Genomic DNA, 15,838 nt, shown 5'->3' on the forward strand with positions numbered 1-15,838 from the left:
GCTACAATCACCACAGACCCCATACCGGCATCGGCGGCAAATCACCCATCAACCGTGCTCACAACGTCAGTGGGAACAACAAATGTTGGTCCCACCGACGTTGTGAGCGCGATCGGGGGGAACAACACCTAGCCCTCGGTAGGGGCTGGTCTACTAGATGCTGCGGTGGTCGCGTACCGCAAGTTCAAGGGCCTCGAGGCCGGGCGCGAGGGCGGCATCCACCGCCATCGGATCGGTGATATTAAGTTGCTGCATCTCGCGACGACTCTCCGGTGCGGTGTTGATTTCATGTTCGCCAGCCTCGAGCGCAGCGATGAGGTCGGTGATGACGTCCTCGAGCGGTCGACGTCCCCACCCGAGCTCGGCACCGGCGGTCTGTGAGGTCATCATCGCCGTGTCGGTCGCGCCCGGATAGACGGTTGCCACATGCACACCCGTTCCGATCAACTCTCGGCGAAGCGACTCGCCAAACTGCGAAATACCCGATTTCGTTGCAGCATAGATCGAGTAGAACGGCATGCCGACGAGCGCAATCCCGCTTGAGATGTTCACAAGGATGCTGCCGCGTTCTTTCCCGCTGTGCCGAAGCGCGGGAAGCAGGGTCTTGGTCAACAGAATCGGAGCAGTGAGATTCAGATCGATCATCGAGTGGACATCCGCATCGCTTGTCAATTCGAGCCTGCCCGCGCGCACATTTCCGGCGTTATTGACGAGAAGATCAACGATGCTCCACGACGAGACCAAGTCTGCGATCCGCTCAACAGCGCCAGGCTGAGTTAAGTCTTCAACCAGGACCTCAGTGGTTCCGCCTTTGGCGGCCACGAGCCGCGCAGTTTCTGCGAGAGTGTCCAACTGCCGACCGACGAGCAGCAGATGACCCCCACGGCGACCAAATTCGAGGGCGAGTGCCCGACCAATGCCCTGCCCCGCGCCCGTGATGATTCCGTGCCTTTTGGTGAGGTCCAAATTACTGAGATCCATGGACTGGCTACTTTCCGTTGATTGTGACTGGCTGACGGCAGCGGGTATCTCCGACTACTCTCAGACGTACTTCCACCACAACCGGACACCACCGTCTTTTATTCACGATCCAGCGACCGCTTATCCCAATGTCACCGGGGCAACCTGCAGAGTCTCGTTGCTGATCTGACCGAGGCAACCGATAGACAGCCATTGCTCCGGCGGCCGCGTCTTTGGTTGGGGGTCTGACCAGTAATGGAACGGTACCGAGGCTACGTCCGCGATGCTCGGCCGCAGCCCCACCGTCTCATATCCCATGGGTGGCGAGTTCAGGTGGTGAGAGCAACACCCTGAGTTCTGTGGGGTGTTGTCGATGGCTCGACCGTGGTCGCCTTTGAGCGTCCGTTTGTCGTTTTGGGATGGGCTGGACGCGGGGCTATCGGTGGCCGTCGCGGCGCAGGCTGCTGGGGTGTCGCGACCGACTGGGTATCGTTGGTCAAGCCAGCATCAGAAGGTGCTGCCATCACCGGTTCAGGATTTCAGTGTTGCCCGTGCCGGACTCTTATCGTTGCGAGAGCGCGAAGAGATCGGATTCCAGCTCGCCCGCGGTCAAGGGGTGCGCCGCATCGCCGCGGCTCTGGGCCGGGCGCCATCAACGATCAGCCGGGAGGTGGCCAGAAACAAGGTCACTGGCCGCTACGTGCCGTCGCTCGCGCAGGAGCAAACCTGGGCGCGGGCTCGCCGGCCCAGAGCCCAGAAGCTGGACGGGTTAGCGTTACGGGAACAGGTCACCACGATGCTCACCGATCGGTTCAGCCCGGAACAAGTCGCGGGCCGACTGAAAGTCGAGCATCCGGAGAATCCGGAGATGCAGGTGTCACACGAGACGATCTACCAGGCCCTCTACGTGCAGGGCCGCGGATCGTTGCGCCTGGAAGTTGCCACCGCGTTGCGCTCAGGGCGCGTAACACGGCGGCCGCAGAGGCCGGAGGGTCCGCGGCCGCAGAGATTCCGGGAGATGGTGATGATCTCCGACCGCCCGCTGGAGATCGAGGACCGCGCCGTTCCTGGGCACTGGGAGGGCGACCTGATCATCGGCTCGACCTCGTCGAAGTCCGCGATCGGAACACTCGTCGAACGGACCACGGGATACGTGATGCTGCTGCATCTGCCCGGGGATCACACCGCTCGCACGGTGGCCGACGCGATGATCGTCGCGATGAACACTCTCCCGGAACAGCTGCGCCGTTCGACCACCTGGGATCAGGGAGCGGAGATGTCCCGACACCAGGAAATCACGATGGCGACCGGGATGCCGATCTATTTCTGCGATCCGCACTCGCCCTGGCAGCGTGGCAGCAACGAGAACACCAACGGGCTCCTGCGCGAGTACTTTCCGAAGGGTACCGACCTGTCCTTCCACGGGCCCGGGATACTGGAAAACGTTGCCGCGGAGCTCAACCGCCGGCCCCGCAAACGCCATGGCTACCGAACGCCCGCAGAAGTCCTCGCCACGCTAATCTCGAACCCAACAAATCAAACCGGTGTTGCAGACACCACTTGAATCCGCCGGTTTTGAGGCGCGTAGGTTACGAGACACTTCGCCTATAGACCGGATCGCTATGAGGGAGGGCTCCGCGTCCAATTCTCAGAGTCCCGCAAGAGGAACCCGCTACAGGAGGCATCACCGAGGCATGACGAATCGCTATGCCGTGCCGTCCTCAGTGGTGGAATTATCATGTGGCAGGCTCTATGGAATGACTGCTCATGAAATTCCCGCCGCTTCGCCCGACACCGAGGCAGGCGCGGCGTTGTGGGTTGCCTACGCCGCAGCTCGTCCTGATGCCGTGCGAACCTGCCCCGAGTACACCGTGGAGCACTTCGGCGACTCGGTGCGCTTGGCCGACGAACTGCTGCGGGATGTTACTCACGGAGCTAAGCGGGCCACTGCGGAGCTCGCCGCCGCGTTCGCCGCAGACGGCGACAAATTGCCCAGAATCGGCTCGCACTGGATCGCTTGTGACAGCACGGGAGCCCCGCGCATTATCGTGCGCAGCACCGAATTTCGCCTGGGCACGTTCAGCAGCGCCGACGAATCATTCGCATGGGATGAGGGCGAGGACGACCGCTCTCTGGCCAGCTGGCGGAGCCAGCACGCGAAATACTGGACTCGTACTTGCGCCGCGCGAGGCGCCGTCTGGAGCGAGGACGACGAGATCGTATACGAGCGATTCCGCGTTGTGTGGCCGCTCGCCTTGGCCGACTGAAGTGTAAGACATGCCTTCACCTCAACGTGAGTGTGTCCCGCAAACGGTTCGCTCGGACGAGGTGGGAAGAAACTACGCGGCGAGGCGTCAGCTGACTCGCTCTCTGGTACGTCTGAAGATTCACAAACGCCAGTCCTTCGCCCAACAATAGAACGATCGTGACCCCTTCAGGCGGCTTGGACGACGCCGCGTTAGCCGGAGGTCGCTCGAACCACAAGCTCGGCGCCTCCTCCCTGCCTGTAACACATCGAGGCGGCGCTGAGCGCCGCCCGGGCTTCGCACCCGTGCATGTCCAGGCAGTACGCGCATCCATTGATCTGCGACGCGTGAATTTTCACCAGCGCCGGCAGAGCTTCACCCAGGTTTCCCGCGTGGATGTATTTCTCTAGGGCGAACATCGGTTTCTAGGCCTCGGGATCGACATCACCGACGGAGAGGCGTTGCTCAAATGACATTGTCGTTACCTTTCTGTCAGTGTTCATGGTGCTTGTACGTAGAGCGACCGCTATTGCGCATGTCGTCCGATGAAGTCATCGATCAGATGCGCAACGGTGTCCAGCTGCTCATCCAAGGCGAAGTGCCCGGTGTCAAGCAGGTGCAGCTCAGCAGCGGGAAGATCATCGAGGTATGCTCGTGCGCCTGCTTCAGAGAAGAACTGATCGTTGCGCCCCCAAGGCACAAGCATGGGGGGCTGATGTTCGCGCATCCACGCTTGCCACGCTGGATACAACACAACGTTGGACTGGTAGTCATAGAGCAGGTCGAGCATGATCTGGTCTCGCCCGGATTGATCGAGCCAGTGCTGATCCAAAGTCCATGAGTCAGGATCGACGAGCTCTGGGTGCGCGGTCCCTTCGAGATGCTGGGAGCGCGTCGCCGCAGCTGTTAGCGCTCCGCGGATAGCGGTCTCCACCCCCTCTTGATCTGCCCAGTACCGAACCACAGACTGCATATTCGGCCCCAGCCCCGCCTCGTAGGCGTTGCCATTTTGCGCGATGACCCCCTGTATCCAATCCGGATGTCGCGCCGCGATGCGATACCCGATAGGAGCGCCAAAGTCGAAAACGTACATGAAGAACGCGTCAATGTTAAGGGTCACCAGAAACGCTTCGACGACCTCGGCAATGTGATCAAAAGAGTAAACAAAGTCACCGCCGCCGGTGCTCGAGGCAGGAGCGCTGCTGTAACCGAACCCCGGATAATCCGGTGCGATGAGATGCACCCGGTCGCTGAGCCGATCCATCAGGCGCGCGTACTGGTGCGACGCAGCAGGGAACCCATGCAAAAGCACGAGCGTCGGCCCATCCACCGGACCCGCTTCCCGATAGAAGATCTCCAACCCATCGACTGTGACAGTGCGATGCCGCACCCCCGTGAGCTGATCAGTTTCCGTGGTGAATTCGGCCATACTGTCCTCGTTTCGCCTGCTTGTAACTACAATTCAGACTTTCACCCGCGGTACTTCATGTCAACACGCCCACAAAGTGGTGCCATTTCGCTCTCCCAGACGAGATAGAAGATGACCACGTTTACCCCCCAACTCACCTCTACCCGGACTGCGGCGTACACCGTAATCGACCTCACAACTGACACGCGAGCCACCGACCTGATGTAATGTTCGGCTTCACTTCAGCGTCCATCGTCATCATCTGCGCCATGTCCGGGTCAGGATTACTGACCCGACTGGATCGTCGAGCTAGCAGCAACAGTTCACTCGGACTGAGTCGGAGAACGCACCTATCTGACAAGGTCGTGGGGCTGGTCTCGACCTCTTGAGTGCGCACGGTCTTTAATATCTTTGACGTGAACGGTGACACCCAACTCGCGTATCGTCTGCCCATCGACCAAGCCGATCCACTACCACCGATGGCGTCCACTTTAACCCGTGTCTGCCCGTGCCAGGACGGCGGTGTCAGCCACCGTTCCCGCGAATGTCGCCATCTGATCCGTGGTCGTTTTCCAAGACTGCCGACAATCACAGAGGTGCTCACGCTCGCCGTTTGTCTGCATTGGTGGTCACGAATGGCTAGATTTTCGTCAGGGCCTCGCCCTTATGCATCGCCACGTGGTCGGTCGTGTCGCTCGTGATCTCGTACTGCGGATCATCGGGACTGCAGCGGTGAGTGTGCCCTTTGTATTCCACGTCTATCGTATGAATTTTCGCGATGGTGCCGTGCACATGGCCGGCCTCGGAGTTCCAGCGCACGTGATCGCCGACTGAGAATTTTTTTGTCATTGGTATGCCTTCCACTGCCATAATCTTGCTGGATCTTTCGAGCGTATTCGCTGCACCATCTTGCTTCGAATTGGCACCCTCGGGTTTCACCCTTCCGGTGGATACCAGAGGCGGTTACCATCGACTTTCGCGAAGCTGGTGAGGGTGTGGGGCTTGGTCGAGGTCAGGCTCATGATGTCGGCAACCTGCAGACCGCGAGCCAGCAACGCGTCTCCGATCAGTGATCGGTGACAACGCCAGGGCACGGCCTCGGCACACATGATCGCCACCGTCTGCTTCTTCGTCAGCGCCACCAACTCGTCAACGCCGGCAACGAACTCGGGCGTTTGCATGTAGTCGGCGTAGTTGCGGAAGCTTCTGTTACGCCACGCTCCGTTGATAGATGCTTCTGCCGCCGGAGTATGCCGTAACCCGCCTAGCTCGGGAAGTCGCTGATACTCAATACCTGCCTCCGGCATGCTTGTGTCGAGTTCGTGCTCCCCAAATTGTGGGTTGTGACGAGACCCGGGAACGGTGCGAACGTCGATGAGTCGTTCGACACCATTTGCTTTCAACATTCCAACGAACTCATCAACGGGATGAGTGGAATGCCCGATCGTGCACACACAGATTCCAGCCATACTCCCATTGAACCGCACGTGCTGAAGCCCGCATCAGAAATGTCAGATTTATGCGCCCGACACTCGGCTCCGCGATAAAGGGCGCAGCCTCGTATGGTGGCATCGCTCTGTTGCCGTCCTGAAGCCATCGGTAACCTGATCAGTGACGAAGCTTCTTCGTTCCAGCCCGCCGGTTCACGCGGAAAAGGTGTTGTTCCCTTTGACGTTGTGAGCACGGTCGATGGGTGATTTGCCGCCGATGCCGGTATGCGGTCTGTGGTCTGTGGTCTGTGGTCTGTGGTCTGTGGTCTGTGGTCTGTGGTCTGTGGTCTGTGGTCTGTGGTCTGTGGTCTGTGGTGATTGTAGCTATGGATCCAGTCTTGGTAGGTGGGACAGATCGATGCCCGTAGTACTCGTTGAATCAGGGCTCCACGCTCGGCATACAGTGTTTGTTAGCGCTCACTGATGACGAGCTTGGTGAAGCGGCATAGGCGGCGCCCTCGCTGGCGATGCCGACCTTCCCCCGCCGTCGACCAACCGGTCCTCCACTCCGAACAGGTATGCATCGACCATGTTTTCGTGCACTTTTGTTGAGGGCAGCAGCGTGATGTTCACGCTGCTGCCCTGACCGATCAACCGCCGGATCGCCGGGATGCCCTCCGTGATCATCAGATTGGGCCGGTCGGCCGCGGCCCATAACCGCTGCGGTAAGTGCGCCCGTTCCCGCGGTGTTGTGGGCCAAGTCGGGTGCCACCTCCATCAGGTATCGTCGCCAGCATCCGTGCCTTCATACACGCCTCGTAGCAGGTCCGCCGCCTGCCGCAGATCGATGAGGACCAAAAATCTTGTACACGAATTGGGGAGCCAAGGCCGTAGCATCCGCTGACGACTCGGTGTGAGCCCGAGCCAGTGCGTGACTACAGTCGGTTGAGCCGACGATCACCTTCTCGAAGATCGACGGGTTCGAGATGACCGTTCAATCCACCCTCACGCATCATCCGCTCGCACTTGCCGGAAATAAGCCAGCTTCATCGACTGTAGTCGAGCCAAATTACTCTGCCCTGAAGCCCCAATATCGCTGATCGGGCTACGTACCCTGTGGAAGGTGATATCGAAACCTCAGTGTATTTCTCGTCACGGAGAGGTTTCCCCGCTGGAAGGTAACCCGAGGGTGGCCCTAGCCTCGCGGATCATTTGGTGGGTGAAGCCCCACTCGTTGTCGTACCAGGCCATGATCTTAATCAGGGTGCCGTCCACCACCTGCGTCAGATCAAGGTTCACCACGGCGGCGCGTGAATCGCCGATGATGTCGGAGGAGACCATCGGGTCCGCCGAAACGCCGAGGATGCCTTGATACCGGGGCGTCTTCGCCTCCTCGATGAACACAGCGTTGACCTCCTCTACGCTGGTTGGGCGGGAAGTGACAATGACAATGTCGGCAATGGAACCAACCTCGATCGGGGCGCGGATCGCAACCCCGGCGAAGAGCCCGGTCAACTCCGGCAATGCCCGGATTGTCGCCTGTGCAGCACCGGTAGGAGCGGGCACCAAGTTCGCTCCACCCGCCCGCCCACGTCGGAAATTGTCACTCGGAGAGTCGACCAGGCGCTGGGTCGCGGTGTATGCATGAATTGTGGTCATGATCGCACGCTCCACCCCCAGACGCCTTGTCGCGATCTCGATGACCGGTGTGATGCAGTTCGTCGTGCAACTGGCGCAGGAGATGATCTGCGGATGCCCATCCGGCCGGTTCACCCCGTGCACAACCGTCGGGACGGATTCGGACTTCGTCGGGGCAGACAAGATGACGAACGACGCGCCCGCCTGAATATGCTTGGTCAGGTCCTCCGCCCGAGTGAAAGCACCAGTGCACTCCAGCACTAGATCGACTCCGAGCTCCCGCCACGGCAGCGCCGCTGGGTCCCGTTCGGCAAGAACAACCACCCGGTGGCCGTCGATGACAAGTGCATCAGCCTCCACAACAATCTGACGGTGGTACCGGCCGTAGACCGTGTCATACCGCAGCAGGTAGGCAAGATTCTCAATTGACGCCACATCGTTGACCGCAACAAGTTCCAGATTCTCTGAATCGAGCAGAATTTTTAATGCAGCCCGCCCGATTCGACCCAACCCATTGATCGCCACTTTCGGCATCTGAGATCCTCCTGATTTCCAATCATTTTCACGTCGCAGGTTTTGCACGAAAAAATAGATTCCTATTTCATGCTGCGCCTCCCCAACAGCTTTCGTCAACAAGCGAGAGCACATCACCGGGATCACTTGTCGGTGCAGGTACCCGAGTGTTTGATGGAATCACGTCAGTCTCGCGGCTGTATGTGCTCACTCTTGGTGGCGGCTACGTTGGCCCGTACACCGCACGGGGTTGCCAAAGCACCTGTTCTCGGCACCAACGACAATCACCCGGTTACATCCCCGTGAGTGGTGTGGTTTCCGGCTTCTAAGTGTTGCTACGTCAACGTAAAGAGCCACCGGGGAGTTCCAAGGGGTCGTAGCAACACCGTTTGAAGGAGGTGCTGTTAGTGGCGTCGAGGTTGGTCATGAAGGTCCGCGAGAACTTGTTCTGGGATCGGGTTCGGGAAGGCATGTCGGCATCGGCCGCGCGTGAATCTATAGGAATGGGTCGCAAACAGGGATATCGATGGATCAAAGCCGCTGGCGGACGGATACCCATTCCGACGGTTGCGTCTTCGGGACGTTTTCTAGGCCAAGAGGAACGTCTGCGCATCGCGGATCTGAGGTTGGGTGGTGCAGATGTCCGGGCAATCGCGCAGGATCTGGGTCGTGCCGCGTCGTCGATCAGTCGGGAGCTGCGCCGGAACGCACACTCGGCAACGCGCAGCTATCGGTCCTGTGCCGCACAGAAACGATGTGAGATCAGAGCGTGCCGGCCCAAACCCGGCAGGCTCGATGTCCGGCAGCTTGCCGCTGTCGTTGAGGAACGCTTGCGGAAGAGCTGGAGTCCGCAGCAGATCAGCGACGACCTCGCAGCCGCGTTCGCCGGCCAGGACGAACTGCAGGTATCCCACGAGACGATCTATCAAAGCCTCTACGTGCAAAACCGCGGTTACGTCGGAGTCCGCCCGCACCGGCACCTACGACGAGGGCGATCAGCTCGAAAATCGCGAGCCGCACATCTCATTACCCCCGGTCGAATTCGCGACAAGGCGCTGTTGAGTGAACGGCCCGCTGAGGCCAACGACCGAGTGATTCCCGGGCATTGGGAGGGCGATCTCATCGTTGGCTCGGCGTCAGGATCCGCGATCGCGACCCTCGTTGAACGCACGACCCGATTCGTCGTCTTGGTCCACCTGCCCAACGGCCATAGCGCCGCGGCGCTCCATGACGCGCTCATCGGCGCCCTCAACCTCATGCCCGTGATGCTGCGGCGGTCATTGACCTGCGATCAGGAAAGCGAACTGGCACGGCACGTTGAGATCACGAAAGGGACGGGCGTTCCCGTCTTCTTCCTCGATCCGCACTCGCCCTGGCAACGCGGCACGAACGAGAACACCAATGGCCTCCCGCGTCACTACTTCCCCAAAGGCACCGATTTGAACGCGCACAGCGCCCGACGACTCCTCGAAGTCGCCACCGAACTCAACGAACGGCCCCGCAAAACCCTCAACCGAAGCACCCCAGCCGACCTGCTCAGCAGGCTAACCTCGAAGAAAGAAATAACTCCCGTTGCTTCCACTCCTTGAAACCGCCCATGAGTTGCGACACAAATAGGTTTCGAGATACGAAAGCGCAACGGGGTGCTCGGATGCCTCGACCTGTTGGCTCGGCATAAAACGCCGCATGCTCAACGAGCACCGTCGGTGCATCGAGGCTAAGCTCGAGGCGGTTCAGTTCACGGATGTCGTCGACGAGTGGGAGGCGAATGAGCTCTCAACGCCGGGATGGCTATACGGACTTACGCTCGTATGCTGCGATCGGTGACGGACGCACGGTGGCGTTGGTCGCACTGGATGGCGGCATCGATTGGCTTCCCATATCGGCACTCAACTCTACCCCTGTGTTCGCGCGGCTGCTGGACGCACGAGAGGGCGGCAGCATTGAGCTCGCGCCCGCGGGGACCTACACCGTCACGCGCCGGTATGTCCCCGGAACCAATGTGCTGGAGACCACCTTCACAACGGATGCGGGTGTCGCCCGAGTCACGGATGCTCTCGTTAACGGATTCGCCGGCCGGCTTCCGTGGGTGGAGCTGGCGAGGCGTGTCGATGGCATCCGTGGTGCCGTGCGTTTCCGATGGCGCGTTACTCCCGGTACGTGCCTTTCGACTGCATCGCCATGGGTCGACACGACGATTCACGGAAAGGTCATCCGCGTTGGAAGCGTGACGATTGCGGTGCGCGGACTGGCGCATGGACCGCGCGGGGGTGGCAGCCGCGCACTGGCCGGAAGCTTTACGACGGCGGCGAAGTCCCGCCACCTCATCACGGTTGCGGGTACCGCGAACGAACCGGTTCATGTGCCGGTGCCCGAGTTGACTGACGAGAGTGTGAACCGCACGATCGCGAGCTGGCAATTGTGGTCGCGTGACTTCAACTACGACGGGCCATGGGCGGACGCTGTCCAGCGCAGTGCTCTGGCTCTCAAACTACTGATCTACAGCCCGACGGGAGCGATTGCGGCGGCGCCGACGACATCGCTTCCCGAGAACCTCCGTGGCGGTAAGAACTGGGACTACCGCTTCGCGTGGGTGCGGGATACGGCGTATACGGTGCGTTCTCTCGTTCGTTTCGGCCTTCGTGAGGAGACCCACGCGGCGGTCGCATGGCTGCTTCGCACGATCAGGGAGTGCGGCCCGGAGTTGCACATTCTTTACACACTGGACGGCGCTGTTCCCGGTGATGTTGTAACCCTTGACGTGCCGGGGTGGCGCGGAATTGGGCCGGTCACCATTGGTAATCGCGCAGCCAACCAGCTGCAGCTCGGGGTATACGGTGACCTGTTCAATGTCATGCGTGTGTACGTCGAGGCCGGAAATGTGCTCGATGTGGATACGGGCTTACTGCTGGCTTCACTCGCCAACCACGTGGCGGACATCTGGCGACAGTCGGACTCCGGGATATGGGAACTCACCGAGCAGCGCCACTACACCTCGTCGAAGATGGGATGCTGGCAGGCCCTCACCGACGCGACGCGCCTCTGCGAGATGGGCCAGATCCCGGGAGACCCCACACACTGGCGATCCGAATCCGAACTCATCGCAGCGTGGGTACGCGAGAACTGCTGGTCCGAAGCGCAAAAGAGCTTCACGGCCTGGGCGGGCGGCGACGATCTGGATGCATCCGTACTCCTCCACGCGGCCAGCGGGTTCGACCGAAGTTCGCGGATGTCGTCGACGATAGACGCAATTCGTACGGAACTTGGCGATGGTCCACTCACGTATCGCTACACCGGGGCCGCCCACGAGGAGGGAGCATTTGTTGCCTGCTCGTTCTGGTTGGCATCCGCACTCGCATGCGTCGGTCGCAATGACGAGTCCGTTGTGCTCATGGACGAGCTCATTGATTTGGCGAACGATGTGGGTCTCTACTCGGAGATAATCGATCCGAGCGACAACGCCTTTCTAGGTAACCTGCCACAAGGGCTGAGTCACCTCGCACTCCTCAATGCCGCAATCACAATCGAGGAACTCACCCGCGACTGAAGAACGGAGTGGGTTGGCGTCCTTGAGTGTCCGTTTGAATCGCAAATACGCTACCGGACAGCGGATACGCCTCTAACTGTGCTTGCGTCAGGTTTTCGCGCGCGCTTGCAACATACAGCATGGAGAGGTCGGCGCCACCAAATGCAACAGAGGTGAGGTTCAGTGCCGGTATATCGATGGCGAAGACCTCAGCGCCATTCGAGTTGTAGTGCACGACCTTGCCGCCCCCGTACAGCGCGCCCCAGAAATTTCCGTCCGTATCGATCGTGAGGCCGTCGTGCGGTGCGCCGCGGGTGAACACATTCACATCCGTGATGTCGCCGTTCGCGCTGTACGCGCCCGTGTAGATCGTGCCGACACTCGTGTCTGTAAAGAAGATGCGACGACCGTCCAGGGACCATTCCAGCCCGTTCGCGACACCGATACCGCCCCGGAGCAGACGCACGTCCCCATCACCGGAAACCGAGTAGAACGCGCCGACCGGATCGTCATTGAAAAGGTTCATCGACCCAGTGATCCACCGGCCCGCTGGATCAACCTTTCCTTCATTGAGCCGGAGACCAAGGCGACTGTGATGGATCTCTGCGACTGTTCGGATCAAGTGACCCGAGGAATCCGTCACGACGATTCGATCTGCGAGCGACACGATGAAACCCGGGCGTCCTCCTATTTCTGCAACGGAAAATGAGGCCACAGGTGGGGGCAGCGTGATCGTGTCGTCAGCCGAGCCGTCCGCGGACATGCACAGCGGACTTCGGTGGATGAGCCCCGCAGTGATGTCGCACCAGAGCATTGCGGGATGGTCCCCGCGAGCATCCCAGATCAGGCTTTCCCCCAGGATCGCGCCGGTGCTCCTGAATACCTCCGGGTCTCCAACGGCATTGCCCACTTGATCACCACAGCATTGTTGAACGGCGATGTCAAGGAATAGAAAATTGTTGAGTGCGCGGCGTACGGTGAAATCATGGATCTTGGTATCAAGGGAAAAATAGCGCTCGTCTCCGGCGGCGACTCGGGGATCGGCTGGCACACCGCTCACCGACTACTTGCCGAAGGCGTCACGGTAGTCATCACCGATCAGTACCAGGACAAACTGGATGCGGCGGCCGAGCAGCTGAACGCGAAACCGAATCAGCTGTACGCATTCACTGCCGATATCACCAGTGTCGACTCGATCGCGTCCCTTCGAGACAGGGTGCTTGACGCGGTCGGCGACATCGATATCTTGGTGCAGTCAGCAGGTATTACCGGCGCCCAAGGCCTCTTCCATGAGCTGACGGACGAGGGCTGGATGGAAACGCTCCTCGTCGACCTGATGGGCCCGGTGCGGCTCGTCAGCGCCTTCCTGCCGTCACTTCGCAAGGGCGGCTGGGGCCGGCTCGTGTTTCTGGCGTCCGAGGACGGGGTGCAACCATACGACGACGAACTGCCGTACTGCTCGGCGAAAGCCGGCGTCCTCGCGCTTGCCAAAGGCTTGTCTCGCAGCTACGCCATGGAAGGGTTGCTGGTCAACTGTGTGTCACCGGCGTTCATCCATACCCCGATGACGGACGCGATGATGAAGAAGCGGGCACACAAGCTTGGCATTTCGATTCCGGATGCGATCACCACCTTCCTCGATGAAAAGCGCCCATCCATAGAGCTAAAGCGCCGCGGCACACCGGACGAAGTGGCCAGCGTGGTCGCGTTCCTTTGCTCAGATCTCGCTAGCTTCGTCAACGGAGCGAACTACCGCGTCGACTCCGGCTCTGTAGCCACGATCTAAAGCCCCGCCCCACGAAAGGAACATCATGGCGACCGACCAATACTCCCTCATGGATCCGCGCACACGTTACCCCTCCATTTCTCCACCCATCCAGCAACAGCCAGAGCCGGGCATCCAAGCGAACATGGACCCGGTGCCAGACCTCGGAGAGACAAGTTACCGCGGCTCTGGGCGGCTTACCGGACGCAAGGCGCTCATCACTGGTGGAGACTCCGGAATCGGCGGTGCAGTCGCCATCGCATTCGCCCGGGAGGGCGCCGATGTTGCAATCTCCTATCTGCCGGAAGAGGAAGAGGATGCTCGCCACATCGTCGGCCTGATCAAAGAGGCCGGCCGTACTGCTGTCGCATTCCCTGGTGACCTAAAAGACAAAAATTACTGCCGGGAACTGGTCGAAGCTGCCGTCACCGGGCTGGGCGGCCTGGACATCGTCGTGAGCAACGCCGGAAAACAGGTCTTCGTCGAAAAACTGGAAGACATCAGTGACGAGCAATTCGAGGACACCATGCGCACGAATGTGTTCGCGATGTTCTGGATCATCAAGGCAGCCGTACCGCATCTGAAGCCCGGCTCGACCATCATCGCCACGGCATCCTTGGAGGCCTACCACCAGCTACCGTTCCTTCTCGACTATGCGACCACGAAAGGCGCCATCAACAACTTTTCAAAGGCGCTCGCGCAGCAACTCGCGCCCCGCGGCATCCGCGTCAACGCAGTGGCTCCCGGCCCCACCTGGACGGCGTTACAAGTGACGCAGGGGTATCCGCCCGAGAAACTGCCCGAGTACGGCAAGGACAACCCACTCGGCCGCTCCGGACAACCAGCCGAACTCGCGCCCGCCTATGTATTCCTCGCCTCCGGAGAGTCCAGTTTCGTCATCGGAGAAACACTCAACGTCAACGGAGGAATGCCGACACCCTAGAAAGTATCGGGCGCAGCGGTTCAATCGGGGATAGATCAACTAATCGGCCACGTATCTACGTCAGCTTCGGCTCTCGAAAACGGGACCCACGACTGATGGGCGTTCAGATCCTGCGAGGAACACCCTGCTATTAGAGGTCAGACGCGGGTCTCCCACAGATCCGATGTTCTGGCAACGGCAGCTTTTCAGTGAGGTTCGACTAGGACCGTTGCATAACGTTCCCCAGCATCCGACGGCGGTTTCAAATGGTGGAAGCAACAGGGATCTTCCCCATCAGCACCGCCATAAAAATCCGACAGCCCCAACCGTCGGCTCTGGCTGCTTGACCATCATCATGGACGCCATATCATTTTCTACTGCCGGATACGTCGGCCGAGTTTCGGGCCCTGGTGACCAGTCTTGGCATGCGCTCCTCGATGGGTCGCACGGGCGTGTGCTGGGACAACAGCATGGCCAAGAGTTTTTTCTCGACGCTCAAGAACGAGCGCGTCTACCGCACCGCATACGCGACGAAATCACAAGCTCGAAGCTCCGTTATCCGGTATATTGCAGGCTTTTACAACAGCCGACTCCGCTACTCCGCGCTGGGATATCGCCGGCCTTATAACGTCCTCGATAAATCTGCTCACATTGGGCGAGCAGAAGAGCCGCTCGGTCAAGGTCGACTTCGCCCGCGACGCTCTCGAGGATCTGCACGGCCACGTCGAACGCCTCAGTTAGAATCTGCGCCCGGTGACAGCCGTTCTCGACGTCACCCTTGTGCAGCGACAGCTCAGCGATGCCAAGGGCTGCCGCCGAGTCGTGAGCATCGAATCCACCGAGCGCGATGCGTACACGGAAGTCAACGGCTGTTCCCGCCCGCGCGACATCCACTCCGGGAAGGGGCGGCAGGATCACGCTACTCGCCGCGAGCTCGATAAGGCCCAGCGCGTCGGACACTGCACGCGCCCCGTCAGCTCCGATCTTGAGAGCTAACAGGATAGGCGAGATCCCGTCGATGTACGCGCGGACGGGCGAGCCGGAATCCCCCAGGTGCTCCGTGAGGCTCATGCGTCGTGCCGCGGAGACAGTGGCCACTCGGGAACGCTCAGCCGACGCCACGATAGGCGCAGGTCCTGGGGCGGCGTCGAAACAGCCATGTACCAAAGCTACCGTCCGCACCCCGAAGGCGAGGGCGTGGAGGGGTTGAGGCCGGGAGTAACCAGAACGTGCGCAGGTATCGGTAGTAGAACAACGCCCCTGCTGGGTGCCCGGCCGTGTTGAAGGAACCGACCTCCAGGCCGCTCTCCAGGCAACTGCGAGTCACTTACGGTGCCGACATCAGGGACCTGCGGTGGGCAGCAGTCGCCGGATAGCTCGCCCGTGAAGACTGCTGGACCATCTCCACCAACTTGATCAGCCTCCACTGG

Annotated in this window: 14 protein-coding genes and 2 pseudogenes; 7 read left to right on the top strand and 9 right to left on the bottom strand. The window is 60.4% G+C overall.

The window, feature by feature from the left end; translation table 11 throughout:
• Positions 1 to 153: 153 nt before the first annotated feature.
• Positions 154 to 981 carry an SDR family oxidoreductase gene (locus CXY79_RS04515; protein WP_198412294.1) on the bottom strand — a complete coding sequence of 276 codons (828 nt, stop codon included), beginning with the start codon at positions 979 to 981 and terminating at the stop codon, positions 154 to 156.
• Positions 982 to 1,402: 421 nt separating this feature from the next.
• Between CXY79_RS04515 and CXY79_RS04520 the strand changes: the two genes are divergently transcribed.
• Both CXY79_RS04520 and CXY79_RS04525 read left to right on the top strand, forming a co-directional pair.
• Positions 1,403 to 2,524 (top strand): IS30 family transposase, encoded by a 1,122-nt coding sequence (locus tag CXY79_RS04520; RefSeq protein WP_369827932.1) that lies wholly within the window; start codon positions 1,403 to 1,405, stop codon positions 2,522 to 2,524.
• Positions 2,525 to 2,717: 193 nt separating this feature from the next.
• Positions 2,718 to 3,227, top strand: coding sequence for an ASCH domain-containing protein (locus CXY79_RS04525; protein WP_104099964.1), 510 nt, complete (start codon positions 2,718 to 2,720; stop codon positions 3,225 to 3,227).
• Between the two features lie 191 nt (positions 3,228 to 3,418).
• Here CXY79_RS04525 and CXY79_RS16885 read toward each other — a convergent pair whose 3' ends face one another.
• From CXY79_RS16885 to CXY79_RS04560, 6 genes and pseudogenes are all read right to left on the bottom strand, one after another.
• Positions 3,419 to 3,625, bottom strand: a complete 207-nt coding sequence (locus tag CXY79_RS16885) for a carboxymuconolactone decarboxylase family protein (protein WP_104099965.1) — start codon at positions 3,623 to 3,625, stop codon at positions 3,419 to 3,421.
• 107 nt (positions 3,626 to 3,732) lie between these two features.
• Positions 3,733 to 4,635, bottom strand: a complete 903-nt coding sequence (locus CXY79_RS04535) for an alpha/beta fold hydrolase (RefSeq protein ID WP_104099966.1) — start codon at positions 4,633 to 4,635, stop codon at positions 3,733 to 3,735.
• A gap of 618 nt (positions 4,636 to 5,253) precedes the next feature.
• Complete coding sequence (locus CXY79_RS04540; protein WP_104099967.1) at positions 5,254 to 5,463, bottom strand: DUF2945 domain-containing protein; 210 nt, start codon at positions 5,461 to 5,463, stop codon at positions 5,254 to 5,256.
• A gap of 86 nt (positions 5,464 to 5,549) precedes the next feature.
• Positions 5,550 to 6,083, bottom strand: coding sequence for a DUF488 family protein (locus CXY79_RS04545; RefSeq protein ID WP_104099968.1), 534 nt, complete (start codon positions 6,081 to 6,083; stop codon positions 5,550 to 5,552).
• A 174-nt stretch (positions 6,084 to 6,257) separates the two neighbouring features.
• A pseudogene (locus tag CXY79_RS04550) lies at positions 6,258 to 6,451 on the bottom strand (hypothetical protein); the annotation flags it as partial.
• Between the two features lie 745 nt (positions 6,452 to 7,196).
• Positions 7,197 to 8,216 (bottom strand): type I glyceraldehyde-3-phosphate dehydrogenase, encoded by a 1,020-nt coding sequence (locus CXY79_RS04560; RefSeq protein WP_104099970.1) that lies wholly within the window; start codon positions 8,214 to 8,216, stop codon positions 7,197 to 7,199.
• Between the two features lie 368 nt (positions 8,217 to 8,584).
• On the opposite strand from CXY79_RS04560, the gene CXY79_RS04565 reads away from it, so the two are divergent.
• Both CXY79_RS04565 and CXY79_RS04570 read left to right on the top strand, forming a co-directional pair.
• On the top strand, positions 8,585 to 9,784 hold the full coding sequence (locus tag CXY79_RS04565; RefSeq protein ID WP_369827933.1) for an IS30 family transposase: 1,200 nt from the start codon (positions 8,585 to 8,587) through the stop codon (positions 9,782 to 9,784).
• Between the two features lie 179 nt (positions 9,785 to 9,963).
• Entirely contained in the window at positions 9,964 to 11,742 is a 1,779-nt protein-coding gene (locus tag CXY79_RS04570; RefSeq protein ID WP_104099971.1) for a glycoside hydrolase family 15 protein, read from the top strand.
• On the opposite strand, the gene CXY79_RS04575 is transcribed toward CXY79_RS04570, so the two are convergent.
• The gene (locus CXY79_RS04575) at positions 11,729 to 12,772 is read right to left on the bottom strand and encodes an SMP-30/gluconolactonase/LRE family protein (protein WP_233191244.1); all 1,044 of its coding nucleotides are present in this window, start codon (positions 12,770 to 12,772) and stop codon (positions 11,729 to 11,731) included. The genes CXY79_RS04570 and CXY79_RS04575 overlap by 14 nt on opposite strands.
• Between CXY79_RS04575 and CXY79_RS04580 the strand changes: the two genes are divergently transcribed.
• The 3 genes and pseudogenes from CXY79_RS04580 to CXY79_RS04590 all read left to right on the top strand — a co-directional run.
• Positions 12,707 to 13,507 carry an SDR family NAD(P)-dependent oxidoreductase gene (locus CXY79_RS04580; RefSeq protein WP_104099972.1) on the top strand — a complete coding sequence of 267 codons (801 nt, stop codon included), beginning with the start codon at positions 12,707 to 12,709 and terminating at the stop codon, positions 13,505 to 13,507. The two genes, CXY79_RS04575 and CXY79_RS04580, sit on opposite strands and share 66 nt — an antisense overlap.
• Before the next feature lie 25 nt (positions 13,508 to 13,532).
• On the top strand, positions 13,533 to 14,429 hold the full coding sequence (locus tag CXY79_RS04585) for an SDR family oxidoreductase (RefSeq protein ID WP_104099973.1): 897 nt from the start codon (positions 13,533 to 13,535) through the stop codon (positions 14,427 to 14,429).
• 365 nt (positions 14,430 to 14,794) lie between these two features.
• Positions 14,795 to 15,040: pseudogene (locus tag CXY79_RS04590) on the top strand (integrase core domain-containing protein); the annotation flags it as partial.
• Here the strand turns inward: CXY79_RS04590 and CXY79_RS15635 are convergent.
• Positions 14,964 to 15,479, bottom strand: coding sequence for a hypothetical protein (locus CXY79_RS15635; RefSeq protein ID WP_146068088.1), 516 nt, complete (start codon positions 15,477 to 15,479; stop codon positions 14,964 to 14,966). The pseudogene CXY79_RS04590 and the gene CXY79_RS15635 sit on opposite strands and share 77 nt — an antisense overlap.
• Positions 15,480 to 15,838: the final 359 nt, after the last annotated feature.

The sequence above is a fragment of the Cryobacterium sp. M96 genome (assembly GCF_002929845.1).
GTDB classification, from domain to species: Bacteria; Actinomycetota; Actinomycetes; order Actinomycetales; family Microbacteriaceae; genus Cryobacterium; species Cryobacterium sandaracinum.

Coding starts and splice junctions, on each gene's coding strand:
- CXY79_RS04540 (WP_104099967.1), bottom strand. CDS start 5,463: ATGACAAAAAAATTCTCAGTCGGCGATCACGTGCGCTGGAACTCCGAG.
- CXY79_RS04580 (WP_104099972.1), top strand. CDS start 12,707: ATGGATCTTGGTATCAAGGGAAAAATAGCGCTCGTCTCCGGCGGCGAC.
- CXY79_RS15635 (WP_146068088.1), bottom strand. CDS start 15,479: ATGAGCCTCACGGAGCACCTGGGGGATTCCGGCTCGCCCGTCCGCGCG.
- CXY79_RS04515 (WP_198412294.1), bottom strand. CDS start 981: ATGGATCTCAGTAATTTGGACCTCACCAAAAGGCACGGAATCATCACG.
- CXY79_RS16885 (WP_104099965.1), bottom strand. CDS start 3,625: ATGTTCGCCCTAGAGAAATACATCCACGCGGGAAACCTGGGTGAAGCT.
- CXY79_RS04560 (WP_104099970.1), bottom strand. CDS start 8,216: ATGCCGAAAGTGGCGATCAATGGGTTGGGTCGAATCGGGCGGGCTGCA.
- CXY79_RS04545 (WP_104099968.1), bottom strand. CDS start 6,083: ATGGCTGGAATCTGTGTGTGCACGATCGGGCATTCCACTCATCCCGTT.
- CXY79_RS04585 (WP_104099973.1), top strand. CDS start 13,533: ATGGCGACCGACCAATACTCCCTCATGGATCCGCGCACACGTTACCCC.
- CXY79_RS04570 (WP_104099971.1), top strand. CDS start 9,964: ATGAGCTCTCAACGCCGGGATGGCTATACGGACTTACGCTCGTATGCT.
- CXY79_RS04525 (WP_104099964.1), top strand. CDS start 2,718: ATGACTGCTCATGAAATTCCCGCCGCTTCGCCCGACACCGAGGCAGGC.
- CXY79_RS04535 (WP_104099966.1), bottom strand. CDS start 4,635: ATGGCCGAATTCACCACGGAAACTGATCAGCTCACGGGGGTGCGGCAT.